Genomic DNA, 18,126 nt, shown 5'->3' with positions numbered 1-18,126 from the left:
TGTTAATGATTAAGCTTTTTCCGCTACTCTTAACTTTGCGGAACGAGCCCTGTTATTTCTCTCTAATTCTTCTTCGCTTGGCAGTATAGGCTTCCGGTTAACCAATTTCAATTCAGGTTTGTACTCATCCGGAATCACAGGCAATCCCGGCGGGAGGTCAGGGCCTGAAGCTTTCTCTCTGAAAATGGTCTTGCAAATCCTGTCTTCAAGCGAATGAAAGGTTATGACGCTGATTCTTCCGCCAGGCTTCAAAATTTCAATAGATTTTTCAAGCGCCTCTTCAACAGCATCCAATTCATCATTCACTGCGATTCTGATTGCCTGGAACACCCGCTTAGCAGGGTGGCCCCCTTTTCGTCTTGCCGGAGCAGGAATGCCGTCTTTAATGAGTTCTACCAGTTCACCGGTTGTTTCAATAGGTTTGACCTCTCTGGCAGCTTCTATCTTCCTCGCAATTTGCTTGGAGAACTTCTCCTCACCATAACGGAAGAAAATTCTCACCAGATCTCCATAGGGCCATTCATTGACCACTTCATGAGCAGTCAGGTCACCTTCCATGTCCATTCTCATATCAAGCGGAGCATCGTGATGGTAGCTGAACCCTCTTTCAGGTGTATCGAGCTGCGGGGATGAAACTCCAAGATCGAACATCACCCCATCAACTTGACGGATCCCCAATTCATTCAGTTCCTCCTTAATGTAACGGAAGTTCGATCTGACAAAGGTTACCCTGTCCAAGTACGGAGCCAGTCTTTCCTTTGCATGATCGATCGCTGTCTGGTCCTGATCAAAGCAGAAAAGCCTTCCTGCTTCCCCTAAACGGGAAGCTAAATATTCACTGTGGCCTGCGCCTCCAAGAGTGCAGTCAACATAAATGCCATCCTCTTTGATGTCAAGTCCATCCACTGTTTCTTTCAGTAATACTGTTGTATGTTCAAACATTCTGATTCACCTTTCCAATCGAACTGCAAGTTTAGTAAGCAAAGTCTATTTCCAAAAAGCTTGTTGTTTTTTGCAGAACTGATCAAATATCAAAATCAATCATATTTTCAGCGATTTCTGCAAAGGAATCTTCTGACTGTGAGAAATAGTCTTCCCATAAAGCCTTACTCCAAATCTCAATCCGATTGGAAACTCCCAATACTACACATTCTTTGTCAAGCTTTGCATACCCCGTTAGTGTGGAGGGGATATTGATCCTTCCGGTCTTATCCAGGTCACATTCAGTTGCACCGGAAAAGAAAAACCGGGTGAAAGCACGTGCGTCTTTCTTGGTCAGCGGGAGAGATTTAAGCTTTTCCTCTAATGCTCTCCATTCCTCAAGCGGATACCCAAATAAACATTGATCGAGTCCACGGGTCAAAACAAAGGCATCACCAAGATGCTCCCTGAATTTTGAAGGGACGATTAAACGGCCTTTATTATCAATGTTATGTTGATATTCGCCCATGAACATATCCACTGCCCCCACTTTCTAACACAAATGTACCACATTCCCCCACTTTTCACCACATATAAATAATTTCTTTTTCTTTACAAGAATTCCTGCATGTTTCATCACTCTTTTTTAAAAGGTTTTTACCAAGGTGGGGATACGTGGGGGAAATGAAATGGCCAACCGGCAAGATGAGGTTTTTAGAGCTTTTCCACTCATTACAACTCGTGAAGGAATCACACCCTGTTTTTGGTCATCCCGACAGGTACTGCCGGAAAAAAAGCAAAAAAGAAGGGATCTGAGATGAGGGCACTGAAATCATTAGATTTTTCAGAGCCTGATTTAAAGAAAAAGCCGACTCTTCTTCCAAAAAGGAAGGACAGTCGGCTTTTTTCTATGTATGTCTGCAAGGCAGAACATATAGTTATACGGAAAGTGCGGCCAGGTAGAATGGAGTAAGCAAAAACCGGGTAGACACCTACTGTTGTTTTCATCCATTCAACAACAATTTATGTTGTTTAGTAATTATAATTGCATACAATATCGTCATTATTATTATTTAGCCACGCTGATTGGAGTGGCAGGTGAGTGACCTCTTGCGGGATTAGCGTGACAGGTCAGTCCAGGGTTACCCACCCACTGGAGCGTAACCCCGCAAGCGAAGCTGAGGAGGCTCACCGCCAGCCCCGCGGAGTCGAACGCCTGAAACGGAAATCACCACTTCTCATACAACACGAAATCCAAAAGGCAGAATCGTTTTTGAACTGACCGATTCTGCCTTTTGGATTGTGGACTTTTTCAGTGGCCTTTGTGAGGTCACCTTCTTTTTTGCAGCTTTAAATTTTTATGACTTTATGCTTACCGTCGAATTCCAATGGCAGCTGCATTAACTCGCTGACGAAGTCCGTTCCATAGCGGTTCATGAAATAATACAAATTCCAGATCCTCTCCTGCGGGGATCCATCCGGCCTCAATGACGCCTGGACGCTATCGTACTTTCCGAGTTTCAATTGATGCTTACTTTTCAAAGACTTCTCTGTTTTCAATCTCAGATAATCAAATTGCTGTTTATGAAACGCTAGGTTCTTTTCTATGATGCTCTCCAATCCTTTATCAATGATTGCGGCTTTAGGAATGATTTCTTCATAGGATTCTCTGAGTGCCCTTTCCGCATCATCAATGCTTGTTTCAAGAGTAACATCTTTTACAGAATCCCAATAGCTTTGCTTTTCTGTCTCCACTCCTTGTAAAAGGATTGTATGAAGTGAAAGTTCCAGGTCGTCGATGATCTTAGCGGTATCCCGCTCAAGGAACGTCAAGTTCAGTCTCGGGACTATCGGCGGCATCTTGAAGCCCGCCCATTCGAACGCCTGCTTGAGTTCACCCCAGTAGGCTATCTCACCGGGACCAGCTATGAATGCGAGGGTCGGGAAGAGCCATTCCTGCATTAATGGCCTTGTCACGACATTATTGCTGAATCTGTGAGGATCTGAATGAAGAATTTCTTCGAGCTGTCTTTGGGAATAATGGAATTCTCCATTCTTCCCCCGGAAATATTCCCCTTCTTTCTCAAGGAGGATCCGTTCTCCATTTTCAGTGACGAACAGGTTGGCAGCATGATCTTTCATATCAATTGTAAGAGAAAATCCCTCACCTGAGATTACTTCCTGCTGGGTCTTTACCTTTTCAGTTATTGAGCCGCTGCCTTCTATTAATTGAAGGAAAAAAGGCTTCTCCAATTCCCGCAGTGGAGGATAAGCAGAATCAATGATGAGCAGGCCGTAATCCTTGAACAGCGACATGATGATATGGCTGAAGAAATCTACAATAGAATTACAGCTTTCAATAGCATCTTCCAGATCGATTAAAATGTCCTGTGTAAATTCCGTTTCACCTAAATGATGGATCACTTGATTCACCCATTTGCGCATGGTTTCTTTTTCATAGATGAACTCACTGGTCATCCTTTTGTCAACCAAACGTTCCGGGTAACCCACTTTCTCAAGTCGCCCCTGGTGTTTAGTGAAGATGTGATTGATTTCCTGATAATCATGATCCTCACCGGCAACCCAGAAAACGGGAATAACCGGGGAATTTATTTTCTTTTCCTGCTCTTTAGCAAGCTTTATAATGGAAATGACTTTATGTATCGTATAGAGCGGTCCAGTTAACAGTCCCGCCTGCTGGCCTCCGATAATTACTGAAGCATCTTCTCTCAGCTTACCCAGTGAATCCTCAACTTCTTTGCTGGAAGGGAATGATTCCATGTACCCTTCGATCACCTCTGCCAATGCTTGCCTGGGGAAATCCCTCTTCTTCAAGTCTGCGACTCTATTTTCAAACAGATTCGGATCACCAAGGTTGTAATGAAAAAAAGAAGTTACCGGCGGCTGCTGCTGTAAGTACAATGAAGCAAAACGATTTGTTGCTGGAATGTATAGGCTTTCCAGTTCCATATTAAATGACTCCTTTTCTTCCATCTTTTACTGTTCGTAGTATAGCATTCCACAACAATAAAAGGAAAAAACTTGCCTGATGATTTGTTTTAGAATGTTTGGGCTATCCTTGAAGCGATTCCGTAAAAAAGAAGAACGATGTAAGCAGTGGAGAATAATAGAAAACTGAGCCTCCATCCACCTTTTATCACTTTACGGAACACTATTTCCTCTTTAACCTTCCAGTGGATAATCGACAGGATACCGGTACCGATAAGAAGTATAAGCAAAAGCACCCATACCAGCGCTTTATCCCAAATAGCCAGTATAATGAAGTGCACCGAGATGATCAGGAGAAAAGTTGTAATATTAACGGCAGCATTCACTGCTTTCCTGTGGTTCCCGCTGAGTTGTTTCATTATTATGAAAGCAGCCAAATATCCTAAGAAAGGGGCGAGAGTGAAAATGGCAGCAACTCCCGAGATAAAAGATGACAATTATCCTTTCCTCCTTTCAACATCCAGACCTTTAACCATCTTGTATAAATAGCGGATGAATGAAATCGGCACTTGGTCTTGGTCCGCCCTGGCGATTACTGCCCCCAATATTGCGTCTATTTCCGTTTGTCTGTCCGCCTGAAGATCAGCCAGCATGGAAGAAGTGTTCCCGCGTGTATTGAATGCTACCGCTTTAATGTCATTGAAACTAATTACCTCATTCAGCTTTGGATACAAAAGGCAGATTTCTTCAAAAACCGCTCGAGCAAGGTATTCAAACTCATCATTCTCAATCAATTTCCCGTTCCGCACCCCCAGGACAGCAGTCAAAGGGTTGATGACGGCATTGATTGCCAGCTTCTCCAAAAGCATCATTTCATAATCCGGCATAATGACGAAAGGGAAATCAACGCATTCATTCGATAACTTGCCGGGCAATCCATCACTGCCTTTAAAAATCGCGATGTTGGTCTTACCCCTTCCTTTATGGGCAACTTTCGATTCCGAAACCTTTAGTGCACCATGTTCGACGGTTCCTACATACAGATTGGAATGTGGCAGATTGTTCAGCAGTTCAATATGCCCGATTCCATTCTGCAAGAACAAGAGTGGAAGGTCAATCGGGAGTTTCCTGATGGTCTCGGTGATATCAGCTAAGTGATATTGCTTAACAGCGATGATGAGCAGGTCATTTTGTGATAAGGCGGTGAATTCACTTTCAGCCTTGATCCAGGTCACTTCCTTTTGCTCCTGATAGCAGAGGGTGATTCCCTTGCTGTTTATGGAGTCTTTTTGAGCGGTTCTTTTCACGTATAGTGTAACATCATACATTTTACCGAGATTAGCAGCAAAAAGCAGGCCGATTGCCCCGCCGCCGATTATCCCTACTTTCATGTGCATCCCCTCAATCCCGTCCATAATAATAGTTATAAGAATATTCTACCATTGACTCTTTGCAGATGAAATGGTTTGGCACCTAAAAAAGCCAACCTCAGATTCTCTATCTGCAGGTTGGCTCCCCAATGGTCAGACCGGATATACCGGATGTTTTCGAGTACTGAATTCGACTTCTTTCGTTTCATAGATCTTAAAGCGCTCTATAAGCACACCTCGAAGCTCGTTCGGCCCTGTGATTTCGTCTACAATCATTTCAGAAGCAAGTTTATAGATATCGATGTGTTCCTTGTATTCTTTCTGCTTCTCCTGGACATAGGCAATTCTCTCTTTCGGGTCTTCAATGGCCTGAATTTTGTTCGAATAGACCGCATTCACTGCAGCCTCAGGACCCATTACTGCAATTTGGGCAGTTGGAAGGGCGATACATACATCTGGTTCAAAAGCAGGACCGGCCATCGCGTATAAACCTGCTCCATATGCTTTTCTGACAATGACAGAAATCTTTGGCACTGTAGCTGAGCTCATTGCTGCGATAAGTTTAGCTCCATGCCTGATGATTCCCGCCCTTTCCACTTTGGTTCCAATCATGAAGCCTGGAACATCGGCAAGGAAGAGCAAAGGAATGGAGAAGGCATCACACAAAGTAATGAATTTTGCTGCTTTATCGGCAGAGTCGACAAAAAGCACTCCGCCCTTCACTTTTGGCTGATTCGCAATTATTCCTACAGGCTTGCCATCTATGCGGGCAAATCCTGTAACGATTTCCTGAGCAAACAACTTCTTCATTTCAAAGAAACTTCCTTCGTCAATCAAGGAATCGATGCACTCATACATATCAAAAGGTGCGTTTTGATGCTCAGGTATGATTTGTTCCAATGTCCTTCCTTCTTTAGGTTTCACGCTTTCGATACCAGCAGGTTTCTGAAGGTAGTTTGCCGGAAAGTAGGCAAGATAATCCTTCGCTGCTTTGATCGCTTCTTCCTCAGAATAAGCCAGCATGTCCCCGACGCCGCTCACAGAACAATGCATTCTCGCTCCGCCCATTTCTTCAAGTGTCACTTTCTCACCGATAACTTTCTCAGCCATCCGCGGCGAACCTAAATACATGGAAGCATTTCCGTCCACCATTATGACGATGTCACAGAAGGCAGGTATGTATGCACCGCCTGCCGCAGAAGGACCAAACAACAGACAGATTTGCGGAACCATGCCTGACATTTTCACCTGATTATGAAAAATCTTTCCTGCGCCTCTTCGGTTTGGGAACATTTCGAGCTGATCGGTAATCCTGGCTCCAGCCGAATCAACAAGATAGAGAATCGGCACTTTCAAGTTCAAGGCCGTTTCCTGGATACGGATAATCTTTTCAACAGTCCTGGCTCCCCAAGAGCCGGCTTTGACGGTCGAATCATTTGCCATTACACAAACTGTCCGGCCGCCGATTTTCCCTGTCGCAGTCACTACCCCGTCAGCCGGAAGTCCTTCCTCCTGGCAATTGGCAAACATACCATCTTCCTGATATTCGCCGTTATCGAATAATAAATTCAATCTGTCCCTGACAAATAGCTTGTTTTGCTCCTTCAATTTTTCATGATATTTTGGATGGCCTCCGCCGGATATTTCCTCCCTTTTCCCTTCCAGTACATGTTCGTATGTTTTTTGACTCACTAAAATTTCCCCCTTCGTGATCAGCTGCCAATCAGGACTCCCTTCCTGACCGGCAGTTTCCAAAAGTACTTATGAATTATTCAAATGTAATGAGGACATCGCCTTCGTTAACAAAATCCCCTGCGCTCACCTTTATTTCGGAAACTTTCCCCGATGCTTCTGCCTCTACCGGGATCTCCATTTTCATTGATTCAAGCATAAGGATGGTGTCTCCGCCATTGACCTCTGCCCCGCTTTCCACTAAAACATTTAATACTGTGCCTGCCATTGATGCTGTGATTTCTTTCATATTTCGTTCCTCCTAATTAATCTCATTTTTCTCTACTTCCTTACCGCTGTCCTGGAACTGAGCCAGGCAGTATTATATGAGCCGTCCTTAAAGCTCTCTTCATCGAGGATTTCCTTGAAAAGGGGAATGTTCGTCTTCACTCCCTCTATTTCGGTTCCTTCAAAAAACTTCACTGCTTCAGCGATACATCCTTCACGGCTGCTGCCTTGTATGACTACCTTTGCAATCATCGGATCATAGAAAGGAGTCACATTATTCCCTTCTTCGTAACCACTGTCTATACGCGCATTTTCTGAGATTCCCCAAGAAATGGAAGAAATAGTTCCCGGTGAGGGGAAAAATGTCTTAGGATCCTCGGCATAGACCCGGAACTCAATTGCATGACCTCTATTTAGGATTCCTTCCTGACTCGGTATAGGAAGTTCCTCTCCCCGGCTTACAAGTATCTGCCACTTGACCAGGTCCAGGTTCGTTATGCTTTCGGTAACCGGATGCTCAACCTGCAGCCTGGTATTCATTTCCAGGAAATAAAAATTTTCTTCATTGTCGACAATAAATTCAACCGTACCGGCATTGAAATATCCGACTGCTTTACCCGCACGCACTGCCGCCTCATACATCTTTTCTTTCGCCTTTTGGGATAGATCAGGTGAAGGTGCCTCTTCAATCACTTTTTGATTACGCCTCTGGACTGAACAGTTTCTTTCAAACAGATGAATGAGATTCCCTTTCTCATCACCAAAAATCTGGATTTCAATGTGTCTGGCATTATCAATACACTTCTCCAGAAATACTTCATCATGTCCGAAATAGGCTTTTGCCCTGTTTTTGGTAGAATCGAAGCTTTGAACGAGCGCTTGCTCATCATTACAGCGAATCATTCCGATGCCGCCGCCACCACTGCTGGCTTTCAGCATCACAGGATACCCGATTGACCCGGCAACCGACTTGGCTTCTTCAATTGAAGCAACTCCCCCGTCACTACCGGGCACAACCGGTACCTTCGCCTCCATCATTGTCTTCCTTGCTGCAACCTTATCCCCCATCATTTTCATAACTTCTGCTGAAGGACCGATGAACGTAATACCCCTGTCTCTTGTCTTCGCAGCAAATTCGCTATTCTCAGATAACAGGCCATAACCAGGATGAATTCCATCTGCCTTTTCCCGGCTTGCGATATCCAGGATGGCATCTGCCTGCAAGTAGGATTTATTCACTGGCGGTTCTCCGATTCTGAATGCACTTCCAGCTTCCTTCACATATGGCATATCTTTATCGGCATCTGAATAGATTGCGATCGTTTCGATTCCCATTTCCTTACATGTACGGATTATTCTTGAAGCAATTTCTCCCCTGTTTGCCACTAAAATCTTCTGCACAACATAACCCCTTTCTTAGAACATGAAACTTAATCTAGTAGATACTTTCTACAAAAAAACAAAAAATCCTCCTATATTTGCAAACGCTTTCTTTCGTGAGTGCAGAATTTTTTGTATTTTTGTTATATAATGATAATATCACAATCTAAAAATATAGTAATGGATGAAGTGATTGAATAGAATCTTCTTTTCTTATTTCAATTGTAATCCTTGCAGAGAAGAAGCTGTCCATTTCATATGCGCAGGAGGTACCCGTTATGACAGTAAAGGTCGAAAAGCTTAAAGTGAATTACAAAACACTGGAAGAATTCAAGAAGTTCAGGGAATATGGAGTTCAGGAACTTTCAATGATGGAGGATCTGGAGTCCAATATAATTGAAAATAACAGTGAATCCCCTTTTTACGGGATATACTTCGGGGATACTCTCATTGCACGTATGAGTCTTTATGAAAGGGACTCACGGTATGATCAGTATTTCGATCCTCCACAGAATTATCTTGAGCTCTGGAAACTGGAAGTGTTGCCTGCATACCAGAAAAAAGGATATGGAAGAGTACTGGTGGATTTCGCAAAAAGCTTCAATATGGCTATAAAAACCAATCCAAGAATCCAATCCCATGGTTTTTGGGAACAGATGGGGTTCGAGAAAGCTACCTATGATATGGACAGGGATCTCGGTCAAAACCCGCTGATCTGGCTTCCGGAAGGAGTAAGTGAGCAAAAGAATTAACCCGTCTGAAATAATACAAAAGGCTGACGCCAAGTCAGCCTTTTGTATTATTTTTGCAGCCGTTGAAGGTTGCCGTTTTTATCCATCTGAAATTTAACCTTATCTTCATTTTCCTGAAGCAGCGCCATTTTCCTTGCCTTCTCAAAAATGGAAAGGAGGGATTGGTGATCTTCCTCAAGCAATTCCAGCTTTTCCTGATAGGCTGCATTGGCTTCCTTTAGTTTATCAATTTGCTGCTCAAGTATTTCAGTGTATTCCTCGAGCTTTTTATATGCAGATTCCAGCTCCCTGTCCTGGCTCAAGCTTCCCTTCAGACTTTCCAGGAATTCTATGACCTCATTTAATGTCAATTTACTTGGCTCAGACTCTGCTGCAGCCTTTTTGAATGGAACGGTTTCCAGTTTCGCTTGAGGCTGTTCAACTTCTGCGGTCTGCGAAAGTGCAGGCTGTTTTTTATTTTCTTTCCGCTGTCTTTTGGCAAGTTCAATTCCCGATTTGTACTGTTTGCGCACAAATGAATTCCAGCGGAAACCACATGCAGCAGCTGTCCTTGACAATTTTCTTCCTACCTCTTCGAAAGCCTGAAGCTGAGTGCCGCCTTCTCTGATATGGCGAAGGACCACCTCGGCAAGCAATAGATCTTCATCCTGACTCCAGGCATCTTGTCTATTAGAAGTCACTCCTATCCCTCCTGTATGAATGTATTTATTAATCCATACTTATGTTTATGGTAGAAAAGATAGAATATATTACTTAATTTTTATTATTTTAAAGTCCTTAAGCTCATTTACAGGGAATTTACTATTTTTTCCTATTAGACAAAAAGTTCTCCACAGCTGTATGATGTTCATCTTTTGCCCATAATTCAGCGCATTTCCTTATTTCCTTTTCTATTCTTCCAGGGAGCTGCCCTGCTTCCCATTTTTCCTTCATCATCTGCTTATAAGCAGACAAAACATGCACATCCCGCGCCAAAAATCCTTCCATCACTTGAAGTGCCGACTCTTTGTCCGTTTTATCAAGCAGGTGATTAACAAAGCCCAATTGATGCATTCTCTCAGACTCGTACAATCCTGCAGTTCCCAAAAGATAGAGAGCATCGGTACAGCGAATCCGTTCCATCAGCAGGCTCCCTCCGCCCCAGCCGGTAGTGATGGAGAGCTTCCCCTGGATAAAGCCCATCTTAACTCCCTTTCGCGCAATCCGGAAGTCACATGCCGCGGCAATTTCACATCCTCCTCCTGCGGCAATTCCGTTTATCAATGCCACAGTCAATTTTGGGAGCACAGCCAATTGATAGAGTATGTCCCCCATTTTTCTCAACATGGAATAGGCCTGTTCTTCAGACTTCAACCCATGGAACGCATCCAGGTCCCCTCCTGAGCAGAATGCTTTATCTCCTGCTGCGGTAATGATGAGCATTTTGATCTGATTATTTCCAGCTGCCTCTTCCAATGCAGCTTTAAGCCCTTCCATAACTTCATAGTTAATGGCATTACGCTTGTCCTCCCTGTTGATAGTGAAGATAAGAGCTCCTTCTTTTGTTTCATCTAATAAATATTCTCCCATGACTGCCTCCATTCCTTATAATGAAACCGAATTATGTATCAAATTGGAAGTATCCATTTCTATAATACAAAAGTTCATTGAAACATGAAATACAGCATCTTTCTATGCCCAATAAAAAAAGCGTGAAGAGCCATGGTCTCTTCACGCTTTTTTGCTGCAAATAAAAATTATTTATTTACAACTTCTTTTCCTTTATAAGTACCGCACTCTTTACATACACGGTGAGCTAGTTTCATTTCCCCGCAATTCGGGCATGCAACCATACCAGGTACATTTAACTTGAAATGTGTACGGCGTTTTCTCTTTGCTGTTTTAGATGTTCTTCTAAAAGGTACTGCCATTTCTTCCCACCTCCTTACAGAGATATGTTATGATGAATCCAGAGCGAGCTGGTTCACATGCTTTTTAAGAGTTCTTGTCCTGATCAAGAAGCTTTGCAAGACCTGCAAGCCGAGGGTCGACTTTCTTTTCCTCTTCTTCTGCCTGTTTGGCCTGCTCTTCGGTGATGACCTCCCAGTTCTTTCCTGAAGGAAGTTTTTCATCTTCTTTCGCTTTTTCGCTGAAAACCTGCATCGGTATTTCAAGGACAAGCAATTCCTTGATGACAGGCATCAAGTCGATAACTTCACCCTGAATCCTGTGCACTTCTTCCTCTTCATATTGATCGTAGTCATTCGCTTTAAGCAAGAATGTTTCAACAGTATCAATATCAACCGGAAAATGAACATCTTCCAGCGTTCTTGAGCAAGGCAGAACAAGTTCACCTTCGATATTAAGATGGAAGGTTACCTTATCAGAACTGATGTCCGCTCTTCCAGTGAGATGGATTGGCGAAACATCCCGTATCTGAGGATCAAGTGTTTTCACTTCACTTGCATCAACCGTTTCATCAAGGATTAATCCCTTATCTCGAAACTTTTGCAATTGAATAATTGACCATTTCAATTTAATCACCTCAAGGCAACAAAGGTAATTATAGCTTTCATAATACCTTTTGTCAATATTTTTTCTTTACACTCTTTACAAGCATAGTGTTGTAATTATAACTTGTAATTATGAGTATTTACTACCCATTTTAAAGGATGTGAAAAAGAAATGAAAGCAGCGGGCGTTATTGTGGAATATAACCCTTTTCATAATGGGCATTTGCACCATTTAACCGAGACAAGAAAAATGACAAATGCTGATCTGATCATTGCTGTCATGAGCGGTAATTTTCTGCAGCGAGGGGAACCGGCTATCGTTTCAAAATGGTCGCGGACTAAAATGGCATTGAATGCAGGTGCTGATATAGTGGTTGAGCTTCCTTATGCATTTGCTACCCAGCATGCTGAAATATTTGCTTCAGGAGCAGTAACGCTATTGGATGCCCTGAAGTGTTCCGCATTTTGTTTTGGAAGTGAATCAGGAGACATTGCAGCTTTTGAAGAAACGGTCAGATATCTCCACAGGCATGAAGAAAAGTATAATGCTTTTGTCCAGGAGTATATCAAGCTGGGAATGAGCTATCCTTCCGCACTCTCAAAAGCATTTCAGAGTCTTGATGATAAACAGGACCTTGTGAATTTATCCTTGCCAAATAACATTCTCGGTTATCATTATATCCAGGCAAGGAACTCGATAGCTTCCGGAATGAAGGCTTATACACTTGGCAGAAAGAATGCAAACTATCATGATGAAGGCTTTACAGATGAGACGATTGCGAGTGCCACGAGCATTCGCAAGGAACTGGGGAAAAAGAAAGGAAATATCAAATCTGTTCGATCTTTCATACCTCCATCAACGTTTGAAGAATTGGAAGCATATCAGGATACATATGGTGTGTTCCATGACTGGGAACATTATTTCCCTTTGTTGAAGTACAAGATCCTCTCTTCCTCTCCTGAGCAGCTCTCAGGAATTTATGAAATCGAAGAAGGAATCGAGAACAGGTTTAAATCTGCTGCATACTCTTCCTCAAGTTTTCAGGAGTTTATGGTAACCGTCAAGACAAAGAGATACACGTGGACAAGGCTGCAGCGGATGGCCCTCCACATCCTTACAAACACAACCAAGAAGGAGATGAATAAACATCCTTCCCCGCAATATATCCGGCTGCTTGGCATGACTGATACCGGAAGGGACTACCTTAACCTTCATAAAAAAGAGCTGTCACTTCCTTTAATCAGCAAGCTGTCTTCCGCTGACCCGGACGACATTTACCTGGACGTTAAAGCAGTAGACATTTATGCCCTGGGGTCGAAGAATCCTGATATTCAAAGAAAGCTCATCGAACAGGAATTCAAACAGCCCCCTGTATATTTGAAAAATGAATGAAGCCAAAGTGTTTTCGGAAGAGTTCTGTATTCCATTGGTACCCGGGGAAAGGACGAACATCTCTTTTCTTCCTTGTTAAAGTATTTCAAAGGAATCTGGCCAATACTTTGGTAAATGGATTAAGTGGTTAAAGAAGGGCCCCAACAAAAAGAACTGAACAGCTTGTGTTCAGTTCTTTTCGTTCATTTTATAGAATCCAGATAGGTCAGCGCATCATCGAATTTCTTAACAGGGACAATCTTCATATCGGTACCAATTTCTTCAGCTGTTTTCAAGGCTTCTTTGTAATTGGGCTCCAGGTCAGGGTTGGATTTCCTTAGGCTGTCAGGGATAATATCCATCGGTGCAAAGAAAATTTCCGCACCGGCTTTATCGGCTGCAATTACTTTTTGCTCGATTCCGCCAATTCTTCCCACCGTTCCATTGGAAGAAATGGTACCCGTCCCTGCAATCTCCATTCCATGAGTGATATCCCTCTCGACCAGCTCATTATAAATCTGCAGGCTGAACATGAGTCCTGCTGAAGGTCCGCCTATTTTCTCAGTATTCATGGTCACCTTGGGATCTGTAATAATTTCTTTGTCATCCACCAGACCGATACCCAATCCTATCTTCCCTTGACTGGCGGTGAATTCGGCAAGAGGAATCTCTTCTTCCTGTGTCCTGCCCTCCCTGGTAAAAGTGACATCTACTGAGTCCCCGACTTTCTTTCCATTTATATAATCGATGAATTCCTGGGAAGAACTGAATTCCTGGCCATCGATGGCAGTGATCATATCACCCGGTTCCAAAACTTCGGCAGCAGGCATCCCGTCATATACATTCAAAACATACACGCCGTTATAATGGAATGAATAAGATTTATCAGCATGTTCAAAGGCAACTTCTATAGCATTCAACTTTGAAGATTCCATCAAGTGGAGCTGCCTGACATTATATTCTTCGTCAGTTTCTTCCGAACTCCTGATTTCTTCCACCGGGTAGATATGTTCATATTTTCTGAAGGAAGCAAGTAAGTAGGCATAGATATTTGCCTTGCCCATCCTGACAGTCGTCAGCATCAGTTTCCCTTCATCTTCATATCCATCTTCGACCTCTATTATCGGATCAAGATCCTTTGCGCTCCCAGGCTTGGTAACATAATAAGGCAAGTAATAAAATGAACTTGCTGCAATAAGTATTGTCATGATGACTAAGATACGGATCCACGTTTTTTGAGACACTGACTGTTACTTCTCCTTCCATTCTTCAATCGCTTTCTTGATTGAGGGAATAATCTTCTTTGCTTCCTCTTCACCCACCGCAATGATTTCTTCCGTATTAGTGAATGCTCTGGAACTATATTTCTCTACACTGGGTCTGAGCATGAAGTCCGCACGGAGATCCCGGTGCCGGACAATTTCCTTTTGCAGTATATCAATGCTTTGCATTATAACATCATAAACTGTTGCTATCTCGGCATTTTGCTTGACTTGGGCGACATCCACACCTATGACGATATCAGCTCCCATTTCTTTGACCACAGAGACTGGAACCCTGTCTATGACCCCTCCATCAACAAGCAGCTTTCCATCGATTTTTTCAGGGACAAATATACCTGGTATGCTTATACTTGCCCTGACAGCATCAGCTATCGGCCCGTCTTTAAATACCACTCTTTCACCATTAGTCAGGTCTGTAGCTACAACCGATATCGGGATACTGAGGTCCTCAATATTTTTATTATGGGTGAAAAGCCTTACAAACTGCTTAATCCTCTTGCCTGCTATAAACCCCATTTTGGGTACGGTAAAATCAAGATAGTATTTTCTGCGGAAAGCGGTCGACAATTTATATAAATCTTCCATATTATGCCCAACACCGTAAAAACAGGCGACGAGTGCCCCCATGCTGCTGCCGGCGATCATATCCACAGGGACGCCTTCCTCTTTCAAGGCCATCAGTACTCCCAGATGGGCAAAACCTCTTGCACCCCCGGAACCGAGAGCTAAGCCAATTTTGGGCTGGTCCACTTGGGCTCCCCCTTTTTCTTCGATTGTTATCATCTTATGGTCTAATTTCAACGCCTATGAGTATATTTCAATAATATGAGGACGAGTTGTGATTGCTGATCACGAAATATAATTACATTTTAACACTATTTACATTATCTACAAGACGAGGAAATTGAACTTTCCGTCAACAAACCAGGGGGGAACAGATTGAATGCTTCTCATTTTAAAACAGCCACTTTAGCGGTTTCTGTTACAACTCTTGCCGTTTCACTTATTATATTTCCTCAAGAATCTTTCGATGCATCGATCAGGGGGCTCAACATGTGGTGGGAAATTGTCTTTCCTTCCTTGCTGCCTTTTTTCATTATTTCCGAGTTACTGATTGGGTTTGGGATCGTAAAGTTCATCGGGGTCATCTTTGAACCTCTTATGCGCCCGCTTTTCAGGGTTCCAGGTGTCGGGGGATTTGTCTGGGCAATGGGAATGGCTTCAGGCTTTCCAGCTGGCGCAAAGCTTACAGCACGCCTTCGGCAGGAAAAACAACTTACACAGATCGAGGCAGAGCGCCTTGTATCCTTTACTAACTCATCTAATCCGCTGTTTATATTCAGTGCGGTATCCATTGGATTCTTCCACAATCCCCATTTGGGTATTATCCTTGCATGCGCTCATTATCTGGGTAATTTCTGTGTCGGGCTCATCATGAGTTTTCACGGGCGTAAAGAGGAAGGCGGGTACCGCCAGCCTTCGTCTGATAAATTTTCTATCAAAGAAGCATTATCCGCACTGCACCATACCAGGATCAATGAAAAAAGACCCATAGGAAAGCAATTGGGAGATTCAGTGAACTCTTCCATACAGACTTTATTGGGAATCGGCGGATTCATCATTCTGTTTTCAGTCATCAACAAGCTGCTGTTTCAATTGCAGATAACACCTTTTGCTGCTGACGCTCTAAACATTTTTTTCAGGATGCTGATGCTGCCCGAAAACTTGAGTCTCCCTTTTATTTCAGGGTTATTTGAGATCACACTTGGAAGCCAGATGACCAGTGGTGTCGAACAAGCGACCCTTCTGCAGCAGGCGATAATGGTAAGCTTCATCCTTGGGTTCAGCGGTTTCAGTGTTCAGGCCCAGGCAGCAAGCATCCTTGCCCAAACTGATATACGTTTCCGGCCATTTTTTATGGCAAGACTGATTCACGGGTCTGCAGCTGCCATCATTACCATTATGATCTGGAAACCGATTTATATCCGTTTTTACCATGACAAACCATCGAATGCTGTTCCTGTTTTCAACCAGTTTGATTGGCAGTTCTGGCAGCAGGCAATGATGTGGATGAAGCATTGGGGCCCTCTCATCACCTTAACTTCCTTAGTGGTGTACATCATCCTCTATATTATGAAGATCAGGGACGAAGCCAGGTTCTAATGAATTCAGGCTGCATTCATATGAATGCAGCCTGATGCTTTATAAATCATTCTTCTTCTGCAGCGCCAATTCTACCGGCTTTGGAACCAGTTCAGAAATATCCGCGTTGTATTTAGCCACCTCTTTAACGATGGAAGAACTTAAAAAAGAATATTGATTGTTTGTCATGATAAAGAATGTTTCAATACTCTCATCAAGCACTCTGTTCATTGATGTTATCTGCATCTCATACTCAAAATCCGAAACAGCCCTCAGGCCGCGCAGAATCGCATTCGCTTTCACACTTTTAGCATAATCCATAAGAAGCCCTTGGAATGAATCGACTTCCACATTAGGGATATCCTTGGTTACCTCGCGAATAAGCTCTATTCTTTCTTCTACAGAAAACATAGGTTTCTTGGTGGAATTGTTTAATACCGTAATATATAGTTTATCGAAAACTTTTGCCCCTCGGGATATGATATCAAGGTGTCCATATGTAATCGGATCAAAACTTCCCGGGCAGACAGCGATACTCGACATGCTCGAAGCCCCCTTTCCTTCATTCACACTTACTAATCCTGGTTTGTACTACAGCTGCTTTATTTTCTGATATATTGTTATGCCAATGATCCCGTAGGACTCTGTTCTAACCGAATGCAGGCATCCTATTTCCTTCGGCAAAACAATATCGGAACTGTGCTCGCATACCGCGTAACCGCTTTCAATCAATAAGTCATTTTCTTCAATCTCCTCCAAAAGTTCCTGCAGCTTCTGCTTTTTATAAGGGGGATCCAGGAAAACATAGTGGAAAGTTAAACCTCTTTTAATCACAGCTTTAATTGCCCTTCCAGCATCATTCCTGTAAACCTCGCTATTATCGCCGTATCCGCAGTACTCCAGGTTGCTCTTGATGGTTTGGATTGCTTTATAATCCTTATCTACAAAGATCACCTTTTCCAGCCCTCTGCTCATTGCCTCTATTCCAAGGCCGCCGCTTCCTGCGAACAGGTCCAATCCGGTCCCTGACTCAAAATAAGGGCCGATGATATTGAAAATGGCTTCTTTTACCTTATCTGTTGTCGGTCTGGTGCCGCTGCCCGGAACCGCCTTCAAAGGCCTGCCTTTGCATTCTCCAGAAATCACTCTCATAGCATTCACCACTGAATATGTATTTATTTCTTTTATATCCTACCATATATATTCCGCTTTTGCTATCAATCGTCGAAACGTGTTGAATCACGTTGAAAATTTATCTTTAAATGTATAAAAGTGAGTTCACTGGTGATAATGCTAGTAACAACATCTTTATCTGGTGTTGTTGCCAACCGCGGAGAAGACTTACGTTTCCCCATAAGTTCTTCCTCCGGTTTCTCCTCTCCCTTTGCCTTCTATCCCTAGTGGAATGAGAAGGGCCCTGCAGAATTCCTGCGGGGTTTTTTTTATTATAAAGCGCAAGCGCCCTGATCAGCCCCGACAGGCAAATGTTCCAAAGAGAAAAAAAGA

Annotated in this window: 20 protein-coding genes; 3 read left to right on the top strand and 17 right to left on the bottom strand. The window is 43.2% G+C overall.

Annotation, left to right across the window (positions count from 1 at the left end):
* Positions 1-9 precede the first annotated feature (9 nt).
* The 8 genes from rsmH to D3H55_RS05205 form a co-directional block, all read right to left on the bottom strand.
* Positions 10-942, bottom strand: a complete 933-nt coding sequence (rsmH, locus tag D3H55_RS05240; RefSeq protein WP_119545869.1) for a 16S rRNA (cytosine(1402)-N(4))-methyltransferase RsmH — start codon at positions 940-942, stop codon at positions 10-12.
* Between the two features lie 82 nt (positions 943-1,024).
* Positions 1,025-1,456: a division/cell wall cluster transcriptional repressor MraZ gene (mraZ, locus tag D3H55_RS05235; protein WP_119545868.1), complete on the bottom strand. Its 432-nt coding sequence runs from the start codon at positions 1,454-1,456 to the stop codon at positions 1,025-1,027.
* A gap of 815 nt (positions 1,457-2,271) precedes the next feature.
* A complete protein-coding gene (bshC, locus tag D3H55_RS05230) occupies positions 2,272-3,891 on the bottom strand; it encodes a bacillithiol biosynthesis cysteine-adding enzyme BshC (RefSeq protein ID WP_119545867.1) in 1,620 nt (539 codons plus the stop codon).
* Between the two features lie 89 nt (positions 3,892-3,980).
* Positions 3,981-4,367 carry a DUF3397 domain-containing protein gene (locus tag D3H55_RS05225; RefSeq protein WP_119545866.1) on the bottom strand — a complete coding sequence of 129 codons (387 nt, stop codon included), beginning with the start codon at positions 4,365-4,367 and terminating at the stop codon, positions 3,981-3,983.
* On the bottom strand, positions 4,368-5,285 hold the full coding sequence (locus D3H55_RS05220; protein WP_119545865.1) for a 2-dehydropantoate 2-reductase: 918 nt from the start codon (positions 5,283-5,285) through the stop codon (positions 4,368-4,370).
* Between the two features lie 108 nt (positions 5,286-5,393).
* Positions 5,394-6,932 (bottom strand): acyl-CoA carboxylase subunit beta, encoded by a 1,539-nt coding sequence (locus D3H55_RS05215; RefSeq protein ID WP_119545864.1) that lies wholly within the window; start codon positions 6,930-6,932, stop codon positions 5,394-5,396.
* A 76-nt stretch (positions 6,933-7,008) separates the two neighbouring features.
* The gene (locus D3H55_RS05210) at positions 7,009-7,221 is read right to left on the bottom strand and encodes a biotin/lipoyl-binding carrier protein (RefSeq protein WP_119545863.1); all 213 of its coding nucleotides are present in this window, start codon (positions 7,219-7,221) and stop codon (positions 7,009-7,011) included.
* A 32-nt stretch (positions 7,222-7,253) separates the two neighbouring features.
* Positions 7,254-8,600: an acetyl-CoA carboxylase biotin carboxylase subunit gene (locus D3H55_RS05205; protein WP_119545862.1), complete on the bottom strand. Its 1,347-nt coding sequence runs from the start codon at positions 8,598-8,600 to the stop codon at positions 7,254-7,256.
* Between the two features lie 257 nt (positions 8,601-8,857).
* Here D3H55_RS05205 and D3H55_RS05200 point away from each other — a divergent pair, with 257 nt between their 5' ends.
* Positions 8,858-9,331, top strand: coding sequence for an N-acetyltransferase (locus D3H55_RS05200; RefSeq protein ID WP_119545861.1), 474 nt, complete (start codon positions 8,858-8,860; stop codon positions 9,329-9,331).
* A gap of 47 nt (positions 9,332-9,378) precedes the next feature.
* Here the strand turns inward: D3H55_RS05200 and D3H55_RS05195 are convergent, their stop codons facing one another.
* From D3H55_RS05195 to D3H55_RS05180, 4 genes are all read right to left on the bottom strand, one after another.
* On the bottom strand, positions 9,379-10,011 hold the full coding sequence (locus D3H55_RS05195) for an RsfA family transcriptional regulator (RefSeq protein WP_119545860.1): 633 nt from the start codon (positions 10,009-10,011) through the stop codon (positions 9,379-9,381).
* 121 nt (positions 10,012-10,132) lie between these two features.
* Positions 10,133-10,900: an enoyl-CoA hydratase/isomerase family protein gene (locus D3H55_RS05190; protein ID WP_119545859.1), complete on the bottom strand. Its 768-nt coding sequence runs from the start codon at positions 10,898-10,900 to the stop codon at positions 10,133-10,135.
* A 167-nt stretch (positions 10,901-11,067) separates the two neighbouring features.
* Complete coding sequence (rpmF, locus tag D3H55_RS05185; protein WP_006836756.1) at positions 11,068-11,241, bottom strand: 50S ribosomal protein L32; 174 nt, start codon at positions 11,239-11,241, stop codon at positions 11,068-11,070.
* A 64-nt stretch (positions 11,242-11,305) separates the two neighbouring features.
* Positions 11,306-11,845 (bottom strand): YceD family protein, encoded by a 540-nt coding sequence (locus tag D3H55_RS05180; protein ID WP_119545858.1) that lies wholly within the window; start codon positions 11,843-11,845, stop codon positions 11,306-11,308.
* Between the two features lie 150 nt (positions 11,846-11,995).
* Here D3H55_RS05180 and D3H55_RS05175 point away from each other — a divergent pair, with 150 nt between their 5' ends.
* Positions 11,996-13,216, top strand: a complete 1,221-nt coding sequence (locus D3H55_RS05175; protein ID WP_119545857.1) for a nucleotidyltransferase — start codon at positions 11,996-11,998, stop codon at positions 13,214-13,216.
* Positions 13,217-13,398: 182 nt separating this feature from the next.
* Here the strand turns inward: D3H55_RS05175 and D3H55_RS05170 are convergent, their stop codons facing one another.
* Together D3H55_RS05170 and D3H55_RS05165 are read right to left on the bottom strand one after the other, a co-directional pair.
* Positions 13,399-14,439, bottom strand: coding sequence for a SepM family pheromone-processing serine protease (locus tag D3H55_RS05170; RefSeq protein ID WP_240628492.1), 1,041 nt, complete (start codon positions 14,437-14,439; stop codon positions 13,399-13,401).
* A 6-nt stretch (positions 14,440-14,445) separates the two neighbouring features.
* On the bottom strand, positions 14,446-15,228 hold the full coding sequence (locus D3H55_RS05165) for a patatin-like phospholipase family protein (RefSeq protein WP_119545856.1): 783 nt from the start codon (positions 15,226-15,228) through the stop codon (positions 14,446-14,448).
* Positions 15,229-15,417: 189 nt separating this feature from the next.
* Between D3H55_RS05165 and ylbJ the strand changes: the two genes are divergently transcribed.
* Positions 15,418-16,641: a sporulation integral membrane protein YlbJ gene (ylbJ, locus tag D3H55_RS05160; protein ID WP_119545855.1), complete on the top strand. Its 1,224-nt coding sequence runs from the start codon at positions 15,418-15,420 to the stop codon at positions 16,639-16,641.
* 39 nt (positions 16,642-16,680) lie between these two features.
* Here ylbJ and coaD read toward each other — a convergent pair whose 3' ends face one another.
* From coaD to D3H55_RS24725, 3 genes are all read right to left on the bottom strand, one after another.
* Positions 16,681-17,163 carry a pantetheine-phosphate adenylyltransferase gene (coaD, locus tag D3H55_RS05155; RefSeq protein ID WP_119545854.1) on the bottom strand — a complete coding sequence of 161 codons (483 nt, stop codon included), beginning with the start codon at positions 17,161-17,163 and terminating at the stop codon, positions 16,681-16,683.
* A 48-nt stretch (positions 17,164-17,211) separates the two neighbouring features.
* Positions 17,212-17,772, bottom strand: coding sequence for a 16S rRNA (guanine(966)-N(2))-methyltransferase RsmD (gene rsmD / locus D3H55_RS05150; RefSeq protein ID WP_119545853.1), 561 nt, complete (start codon positions 17,770-17,772; stop codon positions 17,212-17,214).
* A gap of 106 nt (positions 17,773-17,878) precedes the next feature.
* Positions 17,879-18,126: hypothetical protein (locus D3H55_RS24725; protein ID WP_205685390.1), on the bottom strand; the 248-nt coding region annotated here is incomplete at its 5' end.

The sequence above is a fragment of the Bacillus salacetis genome, assembly GCF_003581585.1.
Taxonomy (GTDB): Bacteria; Bacillota; Bacilli; order Bacillales; family Bacillaceae_B; genus Rossellomorea; species Rossellomorea salacetis.
Note: the sequence above shows the minus strand (reverse complement) of the source record. Positions and strands in the feature narration are given on the sequence as shown.

Coding starts and splice junctions, on each gene's coding strand:
- D3H55_RS05220 (WP_119545865.1), bottom strand. CDS start 5,285: ATGGACGGGATTGAGGGGATGCACATGAAAGTAGGGATAATCGGCGGC.
- rsmH (WP_119545869.1), bottom strand. CDS start 942: ATGTTTGAACATACAACAGTATTACTGAAAGAAACAGTGGATGGACTT.
- D3H55_RS05200 (WP_119545861.1), top strand. CDS start 8,858: ATGACAGTAAAGGTCGAAAAGCTTAAAGTGAATTACAAAACACTGGAA.
- D3H55_RS05175 (WP_119545857.1), top strand. CDS start 11,996: ATGAAAGCAGCGGGCGTTATTGTGGAATATAACCCTTTTCATAATGGG.
- rsmD (WP_119545853.1), bottom strand. CDS start 17,772: ATGAGAGTGATTTCTGGAGAATGCAAAGGCAGGCCTTTGAAGGCGGTT.
- mraZ (WP_119545868.1), bottom strand. CDS start 1,456: ATGTTCATGGGCGAATATCAACATAACATTGATAATAAAGGCCGTTTA.
- D3H55_RS05190 (WP_119545859.1), bottom strand. CDS start 10,900: ATGGGAGAATATTTATTAGATGAAACAAAAGAAGGAGCTCTTATCTTC.
- bshC (WP_119545867.1), bottom strand. CDS start 3,891: ATGGAACTGGAAAGCCTATACATTCCAGCAACAAATCGTTTTGCTTCA.
- coaD (WP_119545854.1), bottom strand. CDS start 17,163: ATGTCGAGTATCGCTGTCTGCCCGGGAAGTTTTGATCCGATTACATAT.
- rpmF (WP_006836756.1), bottom strand. CDS start 11,241: ATGGCAGTACCTTTTAGAAGAACATCTAAAACAGCAAAGAGAAAACGC.
- D3H55_RS05210 (WP_119545863.1), bottom strand. CDS start 7,221: ATGAAAGAAATCACAGCATCAATGGCAGGCACAGTATTAAATGTTTTA.